The following is a 15,059-nucleotide window of genomic DNA, read 5'->3' as shown; positions in this document are numbered from 1 at the left end:
CTCAGTCGACGAGTTCGATGCCCCGGGTCTCCGGGAGGCCGAGCAGGGCCAGGACAGCGATGCCGTACCCGAGCGCACCGAACACGATCGCGCCGCCCGCGCCGAGGAAGCCGACGATCGTCGGGAAGATCGCCCCGACCGCGCGGCCGAAGTTGTACGTGAAGCCCTGCCCGGTGCCGCGCAGTGCCGTCGGGTACAGCTCGGCGAGGAACGCCCCGAAGCCGCTGAAGATCGCGGACATCGAGAAGCCGAGCGGGAAGCCGAGCACCAGCACGAGACCGTTGGCGCCCTTGGGGATCTGCGTGTACGCGACGATCAGCGCGGCCGAGAGCAGCGCGAACGTCAGGAAGGTTTTCTTGCGCCCCAGCAGGTCGGTCAGGTAGCCGCCGCAGACGTACCCGACGAAGGCGCCGGTGATGAGGAACGCGAGGTAGCCGCCGGTGCCGATCACGGTCAGCTCGCGCGTCTTCTTCAGGTACGACGGCAGCCACGTCGAGATCGTGTAGTAGCCGCCCTGGACGCCGGTGGCCAGCAGCGCGGCGAAGAACGTCGTGCGCAGGAGGTCGCCCTTGAAGATCTGCTTCAGAGTGCCCTTCGGGCGTTCGGTCTTCAGCCGCTCTTCGGCGCGCGGCGCGTCCTGGACGCTCTTGCGGACCCACAGCACGAGCACGGCCGGGATGACGCCGGTCCAGAACATGATCCGCCAGGCCACGTCGTCGCTGGCCACGCTGAACACGACGGTGTAGACGATCACCGAGAGCCCCCAGCCGACCGCCCACGCGCTCTGCACGAAGGCCACGGTCCGGCCGCGGTACTTGGCCTGCGAGTACTCGGCGACCAGCGCCGCGCCGGCCGCCCACTCGCCGCCGAAGCCCAGGCCCTGCAGCGCGCGGAAGACGAGCAGCGTCTCGAAGTTGGGCGCGAAGCCGCAGAGCACGGTGAAGATCGTGTACATCGCGATGGTGATCTGGAGGGTGCGGACGCGGCCGATCCGGTCGGCCAGCATGCCGGCCCCGACGCCACCGATGGCCGACACGACCAGCGTCGTCGTGCCGAGCAGGCCGGCTTCGCCGCTCGAGATGCCGAAGTACGCGGTGATCGCGGCCAGGCCGAGCGGCAGGGTCTGGTAGTCGAACGAGTCCAGGCCGTACCCGCCGAACGCGCCGGCGAAGGCGCGGCGGCCACGTTTGCCGAGTGTGCGGAACCAGTCGAACGGCCGGGCCTCGGTAGCGGTTGTGGCAGTCATGGGCACCTCCTGGCCAGTGTCTCTCATCGTGGCGTGCCTCACACGGTAGAGATTGTTGAACAATTCCACAAGACGGCAATTAGATCGTCCTCTGCAAGCTGGGTAGCATGGGGACGTGGTCATCGAAGACAGCGGCGTCACGGGCCTCGAAGCCGATCGCGGCCTCGTCACGCGCAAGAGCACGGCCGAGCGGGTCGCCGGCGTCCTCCGCAACCGCATCGCGGAGGGGTTCTTCCTGCCCGGCGGCCGGCTGTCGGAGCACGACATCGGCAACGCGCTCGGCGTCTCGCGCAACACGCTGCGCGAAGCGTTCCGGCTGCTCACGCACGAGCGGCTGCTCGCCCACGAGCTCAACCGCGGGGTCTTCGTCCGCATCCCGAGCGTCGAGGACGTCGTCGACATCTACCGGGTGCGCAAGATCATCGAGTGCGCGGCGGTCCGCGGGCTGAAGGCCAAGCCGGCGACCTTCGCGCGGATCAAGGAGAAGGTCGACATCGGCGACGAGGCCGCGCGCACCGGCAACTGGAAGGACCTCGGCACCGCGAACGTGTGGTTCCACCAGGAGCTGGCCGCGCTGTCCGGCAGCGAGCGGGTGAACGAGCTGGTCGGCAGGCTGACCGCCGAGCTGCGGCTGGTGTTCCACATCATGGCCGAGCCGCGGCGCTTCCACGAGCGCTACCTGCCGCGCAACCACGAGATCCTCGACCGCGTCGAGGCCGGCGACGGCCCGGGCGCGGAGCAGCTGCTGATGAAGTACCTCGACGACGCGGAGGAGCAGCTGGTGGGCGCGTACGCCGACCGCGCGGCCGCGGCCCGGGCGGCCAGCGCGGCGGAGTGACCAGAGCGCCCCAATGTGGCGTTCGGTGCGTCCAGCGCACCCAATGTGGCGTTCGGTGCGTTGGACGCAACCAACGCCACATTGGGGCGTTTGGGCAGGGTTCGCGTCCGGACGGTCCGAGCACGAGCCGGACGCGACCCCCGGTCGATAACCTCGGGAGCGGGTTCCGCCGCCGGAGACCCCCAGCGGCAGGCGGCACCCCCCTGCTGCCGGGTCGCCGCTTCCCCAGGGCCGCGGCCCGGCAGCCCTTCGCTCAGCCGGAGTAGCGGGCGAAGATCCTCGTGAAGTCCCACGCCTGCTGCGAGACGCCGGAACAGGTGTCGTTGTTCGGGTAGCCGCCGGGGCACGGGCGGTCGCGGTTGGCCGACCAGAACGTCAACCGGGCCAGGTGGTGGGTGTTCGCGTAGCCCAGGATCGTGGTGAAGTCGGCGAGCGTGACCGTCTCGCCGACGTCGGTGATCCCGTTCATCGACGAGATGCCCATGTGCCGGTAGGCCGTGTCGTCGTCGTAGCCGTACGCGCTCTTGACGACGTTCTTCAGGCCTTCGGCCGCCCGCTGCGTCAACGTGCCCATGTTCTGGCCCGCGCCGCCGAAGTCGAACGGCATGATGACCCAGCCGTCGACCGTGAGACCCGATTGCGCCGCCCGGTTGACCAGGCTGTTGTCCGGTCCGGACTGGTCGGTGCCGAAGGTGACGTAGAGCTTGATGCCCGGGTTGTTCGCCCGGACCGTCTTCAGCGCGTCGACCGTGCGCTGCTGCACCGTCGGGTTGCTGTAGGCGTCGGCCTCGATGTCGATGTCGATCGCCTTGAGGCCGTAGGCGTTGATCACCTTCTGGTAGCCCGCCGCCAGCTCGCCCGCGCTGCCGCACGACGACTCCAGCTTGTTGCCGGAGTAGCCGCCGAACGAGGGGATGACGTCGCCGCCGTTCGCCCGGATGGTGTTGATCGTGTTCTGGTCGACACCGCCGGTGAGCGCGCGGCCGCCGTCCCACTGCGGGTTGCAGTAGCCGTTGGACAGGATGAACGCCAGCGTGAACCACTTGACCCCGGTCGCGCTCATGATCGTCGCCGGGTCCGGCGGGTCGCCCCAGCCGTTGTAGAGGTACGGCGCCACGGCCATCACGCCCGGGCCGGGCGGCGGGGTGGTGCCGCCGCCCGGCAGCGTCCACTGCTGGTTGGCCGTGGTCGCACACGTCCAGATCTGCAGGCGGGTGCCGTTGGCGCTGGAGTTGCCGGTGGCGTCGAGGCATTTGCCGGACCCGGTGTTGACGAGGTTCTTCGCCGCGTTGGCCGCCCACTTCTGGGCGTTGGAGCCGTTGCAGTCCCAGAGCTGGATCTGCGTGCCGTTCGCCGTGCCCGCGCTGGTGACGTCGAGGCACTTGCCCAGTGCCTGCAGGGATCCGTCGCTGCCGACTGTCCACTGTTGAGCGTTGGTGCCGTTGCAGTCGTAGAGCTGGACGGCGGTGCCGTTGGCGTTGTTCGCGCCGGCGATGTCGACGCACTTGCCGCCGATGCCGGTGATCGGGCCGGTCGCCGCCTGCGCGACGCCCGAGCGAGCACCAGCGCCGAAGCGGCGACCAGGGCGCTCAGAGCTGCTGTCATCTTCATGCGGGTACGTTCCACTTCTGGTTGGCGGCGCCCGTGCAGGTCCAGATCTGCAGCCGGGTGCCGTTGGCGCTGGAGTTGCCGGTCGCGTCGACGCACTTGTTCGAGCCCGCGCCGACGAGGTCCCGGGCCGCGGTGGCCGCCCATCGCTGGTTGGCCGTGCCGCCGCAGTCCCAGAGCTGGAGCTGCGCTCCGTCCGCTGTGGACTGTCCGGTGACGTCGAGGCACTTGCCGAGCGCTTTCAGGGTCCCGTCGGTGCCGACTGTCCACTGTTGAGCGCCCGAGCCGTTGCAGTCGTAGAGCTGGACCGCGGTGCCGTTGGTGCTGCTCGCGCCGGCGACGTCGATGCACTTCCCGCCCAGGCCGGTGATCGGGCCGGTCTTGCCGCCGCCCCCGCTGTTGCCCTGGTTGCCGCTCCAGGTGAACGTCGCCGAGGTGCGGCCGGGCAGGGTGTAGGTGAACGACGAGTTGCCCCAGTTCACACGCACGCTCTGGTTCCCGGTGCCCGAGTTGTACGCGATCAGTGCCTTCGAGCCGTCGGGGTTCTTCCAGGCGACGTTGCGGACGGTCGCGTTGTCGTTCGAGTCGATCCGGTACGCGCCCGGCTTCACGAACTTCGTCAGGTGGCCCATGGTGTAGTACTCGACGGTGTAGTCGACCTGTCCGCTGCGCGAGTCTCCGTTGTGGACGGTGATCAGGCCGGTGCAGGTGCCGCAGCCGCCGTTGTGCGGGCCCATGTTCTGGTCGACGCCGAGGCTCCACTTGACGAAGCTCTTGGACCAGTTGCGCGTGTAGTCGACGATGTTGTTCATGTCTTCGGCCTGCTGGTTCGAGATCCAGGTCCCGCCGGAGTGCTCGGTGGAGTAGGCGTTGACGTTCGGGTACTGGTTGTGCGTGGTCGTCTGCTGGGCGATGTTGCCGCCGTAGCCGTGCCAGGCCACGCCCCCGAAGTTCGGGTGGGTGCGGATGGCCGGGTCGTCGAGCGTGGGCGCGCCGTAGGACGCGTAGGTGTCCCAGTTCCAGTCGAGCGCGAGGACCTTTGTGGACAGTCCGGCGCCCTGCAGCGCGGGCAGCAGGTTGTTCTTCGCGAAGTACGCCAGCCCGGCGCCGTTCCAGTTGGTCGACGGGTAGCTCGCGCAGCACGTCGGCTCGTTCTGCATCGAAACGTAGTCGATCGGCACGCCCGCGGACTGGTAGGCCTGGATGTACTTGACGAAGTACTGCGCGTAGGCCGGGTAGTACTGCGATTCGACCCAGCCCAGCAGGTAGCTGTCGTTGTCCTTCATCCACGGCGGTGCGCTCCACGGCGATGCCATCACCTTGGCCTGCGGGTTGAGCTGCTTGGCCTGCTTGGTCAGCGGCAGCACGTCGGCCTGGTCGTGGGCGATCGAAAAGCGCGTCAGGTTCGGGTCGGTCTGGCCGGCCGGCATGTCGTCGAAGGTGTAGCTGTAGCGGGCGAGGTCGGACGCGCCGAGCGGGTTGCGGATGAAGCTCAGCCCGATGCCGCTGTTCGGGTCGAACAGCTTGCGCATGGTGTCGTCGCGGGTGGCCTGGGACAGCGCGCCGCTGGAGTTCATCAGCCACGCCGCTGTGTCCGTAAAGGACGCTCCGCCGCCTTCGAACTGTTGGTAGGTGGTGTTTTCGTTGACGTTGATGGTCACGCCGCCGGTGCCGGTGCCCGAGGCGAACGTGACCGGCGTCTGCTGCTGGAGGCCGCGGGTGACCTGGCGGCCGCCCGCGTCGCTGGTCGTGGTGAGCCAGATGTTGACGGTCTCGCCCGCGGCCTGCGCGGGTGCGGCGAAGGTGGCCACGGCAACCGCCACGGTGGCCAGGAGAGCACGTTTTCTCATGGGAGCGTCCACTTCTGGTTCGTGCCGGAGCCGCAGGTCCAGATCTGGAGCCGGGTGCCGTTGGCGCTGGAGTTGCCGGTGGCGTCGAGGCATTTGCCGGACCCGGTGTTGACGAGGTTCTTCGCCGCGTTGGCCGTCCACTTCTGGGCGTTGGAGCCGTTGCAGTCCCAGAGCTGGATCTGCGTGCCGTTCGCCGTGCCCGCGCTGGTGACGTCGAGGCACTTGCCCAGTGCCTGCAGGGATCCGTCGCTGCCGACTGTCCACTGTTGAGCGTTGGTGCCGTTGCAGTCGTAGAGCTGGACGGCGGTGCCGTTGGCGTTGTTCGCGCCGGCGATGTCGACGCACTTGCCGCCGATGCCCGTGATCTGTCCGGTGCCCTGCGTGGGCGGTGTCGTCGTGCCGCCGGCGAACTGCGTCGCGACCTGCTCGCCGAGGCTGACCGCGTTGGCGTGGTGCTCGATCGGGTTGACGCGCGTGTTCGGGAAGACGATGTACGTCACCGGGCCCTCGGTGCCGCCGTTCTTCGGGTCGGGGTTGATGCCGAGGCTGACGGCGGTGGCGTAGGAGGCCTCACCGATGATGCTCGTCGGCCCGGTGTCGCCGACGACCGCGTAGGTCACCTGGTTGTTGTAGATCACGGCCACGACCGAGCCGCCGTCGATGCCGTAGTTGCGGTAGTCCCATGTGGACGTCGGTTGGGGAAGGACGACGTAGGGGAGTTGTGCCGCGTTGAGCGGCTGGTCGGTCGAGGTGTGGAAGGCGGTGTCCGGGTAGAAGCAGCAGTCGGTGTTCTCGTTGCACTGCGTGGTGCGGACGCCGTCGCAGTCGATGTCCATGTCGGCGGTGAAGAACACCGCGCCGTTGCCCTGGCAGACGGGCACGGTGGCCGCGCCGCCTTCGTCGAAGGAGTACCGGCCGTTCGATATCTGCTGGCAGGACTGGGTTTTGGCGAGCAGCTGGCTCGCCGACGGGCCCGCGTTGGCCGTGGCCTGCGCGGAACCGGTGGTGAGGAAGGAAAGCGCTAACAGGGCACACCCCATTAGCGCGACGAGGATTCGCCGCACTTGATTCTCCTCATGGGATCAGGGAGTGGTCCACTTCTGGTTCGCGCCGCCGCCGCAGGTCCAGATCTGCAGGCGGGTGCCGTTCGCGGAGCTGTTGCCCGTCGCGTCGAGACACTTGTTCGCGTTCGGGTTCACGATGTCCCGTGCGCCGGTGACGACCCACTGCTGGGCGCCGGTTCCGTTGCAGTCGTAGAGCTGTACGGGTGTGCCGTCCGCGGTGCCGGCGCCGGAGACGTCCATGCACTTGCCGAGGGCGCGGATGGTGCCGTCGGTGCCGACGGTCCAGCTCTGCGCGGCGTTGCCGTTGCAGTCGGTGATCTGGATCGGCGTGCCGTTGGCGGTGTTCGCGCCGGCGACGTCGACGCACTTGCCGCCGATGCCGGTGATCGTGCCGGTGCGGCCGCCGCCGCTGCTCGAGGTGTTCGTGACGTGCACGTAGTCGACGATCAGCTGCTGCGGGAACTGCGTGCTGCTGTTGGGATCGCCGGGCCAGTACCCGCCGACGGCGAGGTTGAGGATGAGGAAGAAGTTGTGGTCGTACACCCAGCGGTTGCCGTTGAGGTCCGACGGCGTGCGCGTCTGGTAGAGGTTGCCGTCGACGTACCACTTGATCTGGTTGGGCGCCCAGTCGATGGCGTAGGTGTGGAAGTCGTCGGAGAAGTTCGGGCCGTTGTAGGCGGCGCCGATGCCACCGGCGCCGGAGTAGCCGGGGCCGTGGAGGGTGCCGTGCACCGTGTTCGGCTCGAAGCCGACGTTCTCCATGATGTCGATTTCGCCGTCGGTGGGCCAGTTCCCGCCGCCGAGCATCCAGAAGGCGGGCCACATGCCCTGTCCGCGCGGGAGTTTCATGCGGGTTTCGAAGTGGCCGTAGGCCTGGCTGAACTTGCCGGCGGTGTTGAGGCGCGCGGAGGTGTACTCGCAGCGGCCGTACCAGCAGTTGTAGTTGCCGGGGTTCTCTTTCTTGGCGGTGATGACGAGGTGGCCCTGGCCGTCGAGCTGGGCGTTGTTGGTGCCGGAGGTGTAGTACTGCCGCTCGTGGTTGTTGACGTTGTCGCCGGTTTCGAGCTGCCACTTCGACCCGTCGACGGCGGCGCCCGCGGGGCCGTTGAAGTCGTCCGTGAAGGTGGCGGCCGCTGCGGCCGGCACCGGGTTCAGGACTTGCTGCCCGAGGAGGAGCAGGGAGCAGGCGGCGAGGAGTGCCGCCCAGCGGTTTTTCTTCGAGGTGGACATCGTTGTCGCCTCTTTCGCCGTGGGGGAACGGCGTTCCGCGCGCAGCACGGAACGCGGGGAGGGGAGGGTGGCCCGGCCTGCCGGGGCGGCGGCAGGCGTGACCGATCAGCCGGCTTGCGCTCCTTGGCGGAGGCGGGCTCGGCGGGTGCTTTGTTGTGTCTGGCAACAAAGTATGCATGGTCCAGACAAGCGCGGCAACCGTCGGGCGGTCATTTTTTTTCAACCCGAATTAAGGGTGGGTTCGGGTCGCTGCCGTGGTCCCGCTCAGTGGGGCACGGGTGCTGCTTCGGGCGGTGTTCGCCGGCACCCCGAAGCCCGGCCGGCAGCGTTGGTGGCCGCCTTGTCCACAACTGGGTGGGGGTGTGGACAAGGCGGGCCGGGTGGGGGTTTTGCGCCGGTTTTCGTCGGGCGGTGCCGATACGCTGGAGCGGGGATGGACCCCCTGGGAGGGCGGGCGCTGGCTGGGGGCGGGCGCTGGCTGGGGGCGGGCGCTGGCTGGGGGCGCTGGGAGCACGACCGCAGCCACTCGTGCGCGGCTTTCCAGGGGCCGTGGCGGTCGGGCAGGTCACGCCGCAGGGAGTCTCCACAGGACCGCGTTGATCACCGAACGGTGATCGCGTCACCACCCCGCACTGAAGGCGCCCCGCCCAAGCCTTGCCCGTCAACTCACCGCGACAACCACCCCCGCACTCACGCCGCGTCGGAGTCCGGTGCTCCCGGCTTGGCCAGCCTCGACGTTGCTCCCTGCTCCAGCAGGTCCGCCACCGGGAGCGTTGCCGCGCCCGTGGCCACCGCGTCCAGCCCCAGGGACCCCAGTTGGATCGATGTCTGGCTGAACGGGTGCCGCAGGGCGTGCTCGCCCGCCGCTGCTCGGATGCGGGGTAGGAGCTGCTCGCCCAGGGCCAGTCCTGCCCAGCCGCCGATCACGATGCGCTCCGGGTTGAACAAGTTGATCAAGTTGGCGATGCCCGCGCCCAGGTAACCCGCCGTCTCGTCGAGTACCCGGGCCGCCGTCTTGGACTTGGGGGCCGCTGCCAGCAGGGCCGAGAACTGGGCCTGCTCGTCCTCGCCCGTGATGTCCTTGCCGCGGGCCTTGCGATACCGCGCCAGCACCGCGCCCGCGCCGATGTACGCCTCCAGGCACCCCCGCGAGCCGCAGCGGCACTCCTGGCCGCCGTACGCGATCGTGGTGTGGCCCCACTCGCCCGCGCTGCTCGTCGATCCTCGGTACGTCGTTCCGTCCGTCACCACCGCCGCGCCCACTCCCGAGCCGATCAGCGCTATCACCGCGTGGCGGGCTCCGCGGCCGGCGCCGAACCACATCTCCGCCTGGCCCTGGGTCTTCGCGCCGTTGTCCACGAACAGGGGCAGGCCCACGCCGGCGTCCTGCAGCAGCGCGGCGAACGGCACCCCGTCCCAGCCGACCGTCGGGGCGTGGACCAGGACCCGCGCGCCCTGCTCGACCGTGCCCGGGACGCCGATGCCGACGCCGAGGACGGCCGATTCGTCGATGGCCGCGCTCGCGAACACCTCGCGCAGCCCGGACGTCACCTGCTCGACCGCCGTCGCCGGGTCCGGTGCCTTCGGGAGCGGGTGCTCGACCGTGGCGAGGCGGTTCATCGCCAGGTCGAACAGCTCGACCTTGACGCCCGTTTCACCGATGTCGACGCCCGCGACGTGCCCGTACGCCGGGTCGACGCGCAGCAGCACGCGCGGCCGTCCGCCGTCCGACTCGACCTGGCCCGCTTCGGTGATGAGGCGTTCTTCGCCCAGTTCGGCGGTCACGTTGCTGACCGTGGCGGCACTCAATCCGGTGAGCTGGCTGAGTTCGTGCCTCGACAGCGGGCCGTCGAAGTACAGTTTCGACAGCAGCAGGGATCGGTTGTGCCGCCGCAGATCACGGACGGTGGTGCGCTTGCTCGCCATGGGCAACCCATCTAACTTCTTACCGGCTCACTGACAGGATGCCTGATCGCCGTAAGTTGTGGCTATGTATTAAGTGGTGAACTAAGTCCCGAACCCATGGTGGCGGGGCCGCGGTCTGGCAGAATCCTCCCGGTGACCCAGGTGGTGCGCCAGACGACCCGTGACCTCAGGCGGCACAACCGTGCGGCGCTGCTCTCCTCGCTCTACCTCCGCGGTCCCGTCAGCAGACTGGAACTGGTAGCTGAATCGGGACTGTCGGCCGCCACCGTTACCAACGTCGTCTCCGAGCTCATCGCGGACGGCGTCGTCGCCGAGGCCGGATCGGTCGAATCGGACGGCGGGCGGCCGCGGACGCTGCTGGCCGTGCGGGCCGACTTCGGGCACGTCGTGGGCGTCGACGTCAGCGAGACGCACGTCGAGGTCGGCCTCTTCGACTGCGCGCTCGGCACCCTCGGAACCGTGCGCCACCCGCTGGTCGGCACCCGGCTCGACCCGGACGAAGTGGCCGGGCTGGTGCGCACCGGCATCGCCGAAGTGCTCGAAGGCGGCGATCCGGACGCGGTGTTCGGCGTCGGCATCGGCGTGCCCGGCGCGGTCCGCGACGGCGGGATCGTGCACGCGCCCACCCTCGGCTGGCGCGGCGTCGACTTCGCCGAGCTGATCCACCCGCACATCCAAGCGCCCCTCCACCTGGACAACCGCGCCCGCACCCTCGGCCAGGCCGAGACCTGGCGCGGCGCCGGCCGGGGCGCCGAACGCGCCATCGTCGCCCTGCTCGGCGTCGGCGTCGGGGCGGCTGTCGCGACGGCCGGGCGGTCGCACCCCGGCATCACGACCAGCGAGTGGGGCCACACCGTCGTCAGGGCGGCCGGGGCGGCCTGCCGGTGCGGCTCGCACGGCTGCCTGGAGGCCTACGTCGGCACCGAAGCCGTCGTCCGCAGCTACGCCGACCGCGTCGGCGCGGAACCGGTCATCGGGGACGAAAGCGACGTCGAGCTGGCGCGGATCGTGGCCGAAGCCGAGGGTGGCGGCCCGGCTGCCGACGTGCTCGCCGAGACGGGCGAGTACCTGGGCATCGGCATCGCGAACCTGATCAACCTGCTCAGCCCCGATCGGGTGGTGCTTTCCGGCTCCGCCGGGGCGATCATGGGACCGGCGATCCTGCCCGCGGTGCGCGACGCCGTGGGCCGGCACGCCCTCGGCTACCTGGCCGAGCGCACCCAGGTCGTCCTCGGCAGGCTCGGGCCCGAGGCGGTGGCGCTGGGCGCGGCGACCCTGCCGATCGTCCAGCTGCTCGCGAACGGCGGCCGCACCGGCTGAAACCCTTGCCGCGCAAGGGGTGGGTCGGTCAACAGGTCCAGACCGCCGGTTCTTTCAGTACTTAAACTTAGGCACAAAAAGTTACCCCCGTGTTATTGACGTGACCCGAGTCACCCGGGTTGACTGCGGACGTCGTTCGGTCGCCGGCGGTCGGGGCTCGCTACCAGTCGACAGCACGCAAGTCGTCGATGACCAGGAGGAACCGATGCGAGTCAAGCGCTCCATCGCCGCAGCGCTGATAGCCGTGACAGCCTTGAGCGGGCTCACCGCCTGCTCGGGCGGGAGCTCCACCGCCGCCCAGGGCAACCCGGACGCCGTGCTCAACGTCGGCAAGCCGGACGGCCCGCAGGCGGAGAACAACAACCCGTTCCTGGAGACCTCCGCCCTGTCCAACATGGGCTACCGGTGGATGATCTACGAGCCCCTCGTCATGCTCAACCGCGTCAAGCCGCAGGAGCCGGGGAAGCCGTGGCTGGCGACGAAGTGGGACTGGTCGGACAACTACAAGAAGCTGGTCCTCACCGTCCGTGACGGCGTGAAGTTCTCCGACGGCCAGGCGATGACCGCCGAAGACGTCGCCTACACGTTCCAGCTGCTGCGGGACAACAAGGCGCTGAACGTCGACGCCGTGCCGTACAAGGACATCACCCCGGCCGGCAACCAGGTGACGCTGGGCTTCGACACCTCCCAGTTCGTCAACCAGGTCAAGATCCTGCAGACCCTCGTGGTGCCGAAGCACGTCTGGCAGGGCATCAAGGACCCGGCGCTCGACCTGGTGAAGAACCCGATCGGCACCGGCCCGTACACGCTCAAGTCGGCGACCCCGCAGACGATGATCGTCACCCGGCGCGACGGCGGCTACTGGCAGGAAGCGCCGAAGGTCAAGGAGATCCGCTACACCTCCTACACCGACAACAACGCGCAGGTGAACGCGCTGGTCAACGGGGCTTCCGAGTGGAGCTTCGTGTTCATCCCGAACTACAAGGCCGTCTACACCAGCAAGGACCCGCAGCACTACAAGCTGTGGTTCCCCGCGCAGCTGGCCATCCACGGCCTGTGGTTCAACACCGAAAAGGCGCCGTGGAACGACCCGAAGCTGCGCCAGGCGATCAACAAGGTGATCAACCGCGACGACATCTTCAACCAGGGCGAGGCCGGCTACTTCTACCCGAAGAACGACCAGGTCACCGGCATCCCGACGCCTGCGGGCGACCCGTTCATCGCGCCGCAGTACAAGGGCCAGTCGGTCCAGCTCGACGTTCCGGGCGCGAAGTCGCTGCTGACCGGCGCGGGCTACCAGTTCACCGGCGACAAGCTGAGCGACCCGAGCGGCAAGCCGGTCACCATCAAGCTCACCGTCCCGTCCGGCTGGTCGGACTACGTCACCGACCTGGAGATCATCAAGGACAACCTGGCGCAGATCGGCATCACCGCCACGGTCGAGAAGATGAACCAGGACGCCTGGATGAAGTCGGTCGACACCGGTGACTTCGAAGGCCTGATGCACTGGACCAACGACGGGGCGACGCCGTACGACATGTACCGCGACGTCATGGACGGCAACCGCTACAAGCCGACCGGCCAGGGCGGCATCAACGGCAACTACGGCCGGTACAAGAACGACGAGGCGACCAAGGCCCTGGAGACCTACGCGAACGCCGAGGACGACGCCGCCCGCACCGCCGCCATGGCGACGCTGCAGCGGATCATGATCGAGCAGCAGCCGATGATCCCCACGTCGGCGGCCAACTCCGGCGGCGAGTACAGCACGAAGAACTGGGTCGGCTGGCCCGACGACGCCAACCCGTACGCCCCGGCCCAGCCGACGCTGCGCAACGCGCTCGACATCGTCCTGCACCTCAGGCCCGCGGTCTGACGATGGCGGACTCAGCCGTGACGACCGAGCAGTCCCCCTCCGACCCCGTCGCCGTCGGGTCGGAGGGGGACCTCCCCGTGGTCCTCGAAGCCGCGGGCCTCACCAAACACTTCCCGGTCCGGCGGCGTGGCCGGGCACGCCGCAGCATCCAGGCCGTCGACGACGTGAATCTGACGCTCCGGCGCGGCCGCGTCACAGCGTTGGTCGGCGAGTCCGGTTCGGGCAAGTCGACGGTGGCGCGGCTGCTCGCGGGTCTCCACGCCCGTACCGGCGGTGACATCCGGCTGCACGGCGACACGGTGAACGTCAAGCACGGCAAGGCGTTCCGCGCTTATGCCCGCCGGGTGCAGATGATCTTCCAGGACCCGTTCGCGTCGCTGAACCCGGTCCACACCGTGCGTTACCACCTGACCCGGGCGCTGAAGATCCACGGCCGGGCCGGTGACGACCTCGAGCAGGCGCTGCACGAGCTGCTCTCGCGCGTCCAGCTGACACCGCCCGAGCGGTACGTCGACAAGTTCCCGCACGAGCTGTCCGGCGGGCAGCGCCAGCGCGTCGCGATCGCGCGGGCGCTCGGCGCCGACCCGGAGGCCCTGCTGGCCGACGAGCCGGTGTCCATGCTGGACGTCTCGATCCGGCTCGGCGTGCTGAACCTGTTGCGGGAACTGAAGGAACGCATGCACTTGGCGATCCTCTACATCACGCACGACATCGCGTCCGCGCGCTACTTCGCCGACGAGACGATGGTGATGTACGCGGGCCGGATGGTCGAAGGCGGTGACAGCGAGACCATCACGCAGCGGCCTGCGCACCCGTACACCCGGCTGCTCATCGACTCCGCCCCCGACCCCGACCACCTCCTCCCGCCCACCCAAGAAGGGCACTTTCACGTGAAAGTGCCCGACCCGGCTGTGGACGATGGGCACTTTCACGTGAAAGTGCCCAGGGCGGAGGCCGGTGGAGAGCCGCCGAGTTTGATTGATCCGCCGTCCGGGTGCCGGTTTCATCCGCGGTGTCCGGTTGCGATGGAACGGTGCGAGACCGAGCTGCCGCCGCGGTTCGACGTCGGCGACGCACCCGGCCACTGGGCCGCCTGCTGGCTGTACGACGGGGCCGCCCGATGAGGTACCTGCTGCAACGGCTGGTTTTCTACGTCTTCACCGCGTGGGCCGCCGTCACCATCAACTTCTTCATCCCGCGGATGATCCCGGGCGACCCGGTGCAGTCGCTGATCGCGAAGAACCAGGGCATGATCAGCGCGGACGCGATCCAGTCGCTGTATGTCCTGTTCGGACTGGACAAGAACGAAAGCCTGATCTCCCAGTACTTCGACTACTGGGGCCAGCTCTTCCGCGGCGACCTCGGGATCTCGTTCACGTTCTTCCCGACGCCGGTGTCCGACCTGCTCACCGACAGCCTGCCGTGGACGATCATCCTGGTCGGCATCACCACGGTCATCGGCTTCGCGATCGGCACCGGGCTCGGCGTGGTCGCCGGCTGGAAACGCGGCTCGTGGGTCGACGGCCTGCTGCCGGTGACGACGTTCCTCTCGTCGATCCCGTACTTCTGGCTCGGCCTGATCGCGCTGACGCTGCTGGCCGGCCCGGGCAGCTTCTTCCCGTCGTCCGGCGGCTACGACCCGGGCACCGTGCCCGGCTGGGACCCGGCGTTCATCGGCAGCGCGATCCAGCACAGCCTGCTGCCGGCGCTGACCATCCTGATCAGCTCGATGGGCAGCTGGATCCTGGGCATGCGCAACATGATGGTGACCGTCGCGTCGGAGGACTACGTGACCGTCGCGCACGCCAAGGGCCTGCCGGAGCGCCGGGTGATGGTCGGGTACGCCGCCCGCAACGCGCTGCTGCCCAGCGTGTCCGGCTTCGCGCTCGCGCTCGGGTTCATCGTCGGCGGGACGCTGCTGGTGGAGATCGTCTTCTCCTACCCCGGCGTCGGCTACCAGCTGTTCCAGGCCGTCGGCTCGCAGGACTACCCGCTGATGCAGGGCATCTTCCTCATCATCACGCTGTCGGTGCTGGCGGCGAACCTGCTCGCCGACGTCGCCTACCTGGCACTCGACCCGCGCACCCGGAAGGAGGGCTGA

The 15,059-nt window shown here is 68.9% G+C and carries 11 protein-coding genes and 1 pseudogene; 5 read left to right on the top strand and 7 right to left on the bottom strand.

The genetic code is table 11. From position 1 onward, the window contains the following. Nucleotide 1 precedes the first annotated feature (1 nt). On the bottom strand, nt 2-1,246 hold the full coding sequence (locus tag BLW76_RS44125; RefSeq protein WP_091318300.1) for an MFS transporter: 1,245 nt from the start codon (nt 1,244-1,246) through the stop codon (nt 2-4). A gap of 115 nt (nt 1,247-1,361) precedes the next feature. On the opposite strand from BLW76_RS44125, the gene BLW76_RS44120 reads away from it, so the two are divergent. Beyond that, the gene (locus tag BLW76_RS44120; protein ID WP_091318299.1) at nt 1,362-2,084 is read left to right on the top strand and encodes a GntR family transcriptional regulator; all 723 of its coding nucleotides are present in this window, start codon (nt 1,362-1,364) and stop codon (nt 2,082-2,084) included. Between the two features lie 253 nt (nt 2,085-2,337). On the opposite strand, the gene BLW76_RS50275 is transcribed toward BLW76_RS44120, so the two are convergent. The 6 genes and pseudogenes from BLW76_RS50275 to BLW76_RS44095 all read right to left on the bottom strand — a co-directional run bounded on the left by BLW76_RS50275 (nt 2,338) and on the right by BLW76_RS44095 (nt 9,762). After that, a complete protein-coding gene (locus BLW76_RS50275; protein ID WP_244170613.1) occupies nt 2,338-3,201 on the bottom strand; it encodes a chitinase in 864 nt (287 codons plus the stop codon). 99 nt (nt 3,202-3,300) lie between these two features. Continuing rightward, a pseudogene (locus tag BLW76_RS50270) lies at nt 3,301-3,579 on the bottom strand (ricin-type beta-trefoil lectin domain protein); the annotation flags it as partial. Nucleotides 3,580-3,691: 112 nt separating this feature from the next. Next, on the bottom strand, nt 3,692-5,542 hold the full coding sequence (locus BLW76_RS44110; RefSeq protein ID WP_091318298.1) for a ricin-type beta-trefoil lectin domain protein: 1,851 nt from the start codon (nt 5,540-5,542) through the stop codon (nt 3,692-3,694). Next, nucleotides 5,539-6,606, bottom strand: coding sequence for a glycoside hydrolase family 75 protein (locus tag BLW76_RS44105; protein WP_244170612.1), 1,068 nt, complete (start codon nt 6,604-6,606; stop codon nt 5,539-5,541). Before BLW76_RS44105 ends, BLW76_RS44110 begins: the two co-directional genes overlap by 4 nt. Before the next feature lie 18 nt (nt 6,607-6,624). Beyond that, complete coding sequence (locus tag BLW76_RS44100; RefSeq protein ID WP_091318296.1) at nt 6,625-7,836, bottom strand: glycoside hydrolase family 16 protein; 1,212 nt, start codon at nt 7,834-7,836, stop codon at nt 6,625-6,627. Nucleotides 7,837-8,526: 690 nt separating this feature from the next. Further along, nucleotides 8,527-9,762, bottom strand: coding sequence for an ROK family transcriptional regulator (locus BLW76_RS44095; protein WP_091318294.1), 1,236 nt, complete (start codon nt 9,760-9,762; stop codon nt 8,527-8,529). 132 nt (nt 9,763-9,894) lie between these two features. Between BLW76_RS44095 and BLW76_RS44090 the strand changes: the two genes are divergently transcribed. The 4 genes from BLW76_RS44090 to BLW76_RS44075 all read left to right on the top strand — a co-directional run bounded on the left by BLW76_RS44090 (nt 9,895) and on the right by BLW76_RS44075 (nt 15,059). Continuing rightward, on the top strand, nt 9,895-11,082 hold the full coding sequence (locus tag BLW76_RS44090) for an ROK family transcriptional regulator (RefSeq protein ID WP_091318293.1): 1,188 nt from the start codon (nt 9,895-9,897) through the stop codon (nt 11,080-11,082). A gap of 205 nt (nt 11,083-11,287) precedes the next feature. Further along, nucleotides 11,288-12,958 carry an ABC transporter substrate-binding protein gene (locus BLW76_RS44085; protein ID WP_167384930.1) on the top strand — a complete coding sequence of 557 codons (1,671 nt, stop codon included), beginning with the start codon at nt 11,288-11,290 and terminating at the stop codon, nt 12,956-12,958. Between the two features lie 17 nt (nt 12,959-12,975). Further along, nucleotides 12,976-14,082, top strand: a complete 1,107-nt coding sequence (locus BLW76_RS44080) for an ABC transporter ATP-binding protein (RefSeq protein WP_091320634.1) — start codon at nt 12,976-12,978, stop codon at nt 14,080-14,082. Beyond that, the gene (locus tag BLW76_RS44075; protein ID WP_091318291.1) at nt 14,079-15,059 is read left to right on the top strand and encodes an ABC transporter permease; all 981 of its coding nucleotides are present in this window, start codon (nt 14,079-14,081) and stop codon (nt 15,057-15,059) included. Before BLW76_RS44080 ends, BLW76_RS44075 begins: the two co-directional genes overlap by 4 nt.

The organism is Amycolatopsis tolypomycina (assembly GCF_900105945.1).
In the GTDB taxonomy this organism is placed as follows: Bacteria; Actinomycetota; Actinomycetes; order Mycobacteriales; family Pseudonocardiaceae; genus Amycolatopsis; species Amycolatopsis tolypomycina.
This window is presented reverse-complemented; position numbering and strand designations above follow the sequence as displayed.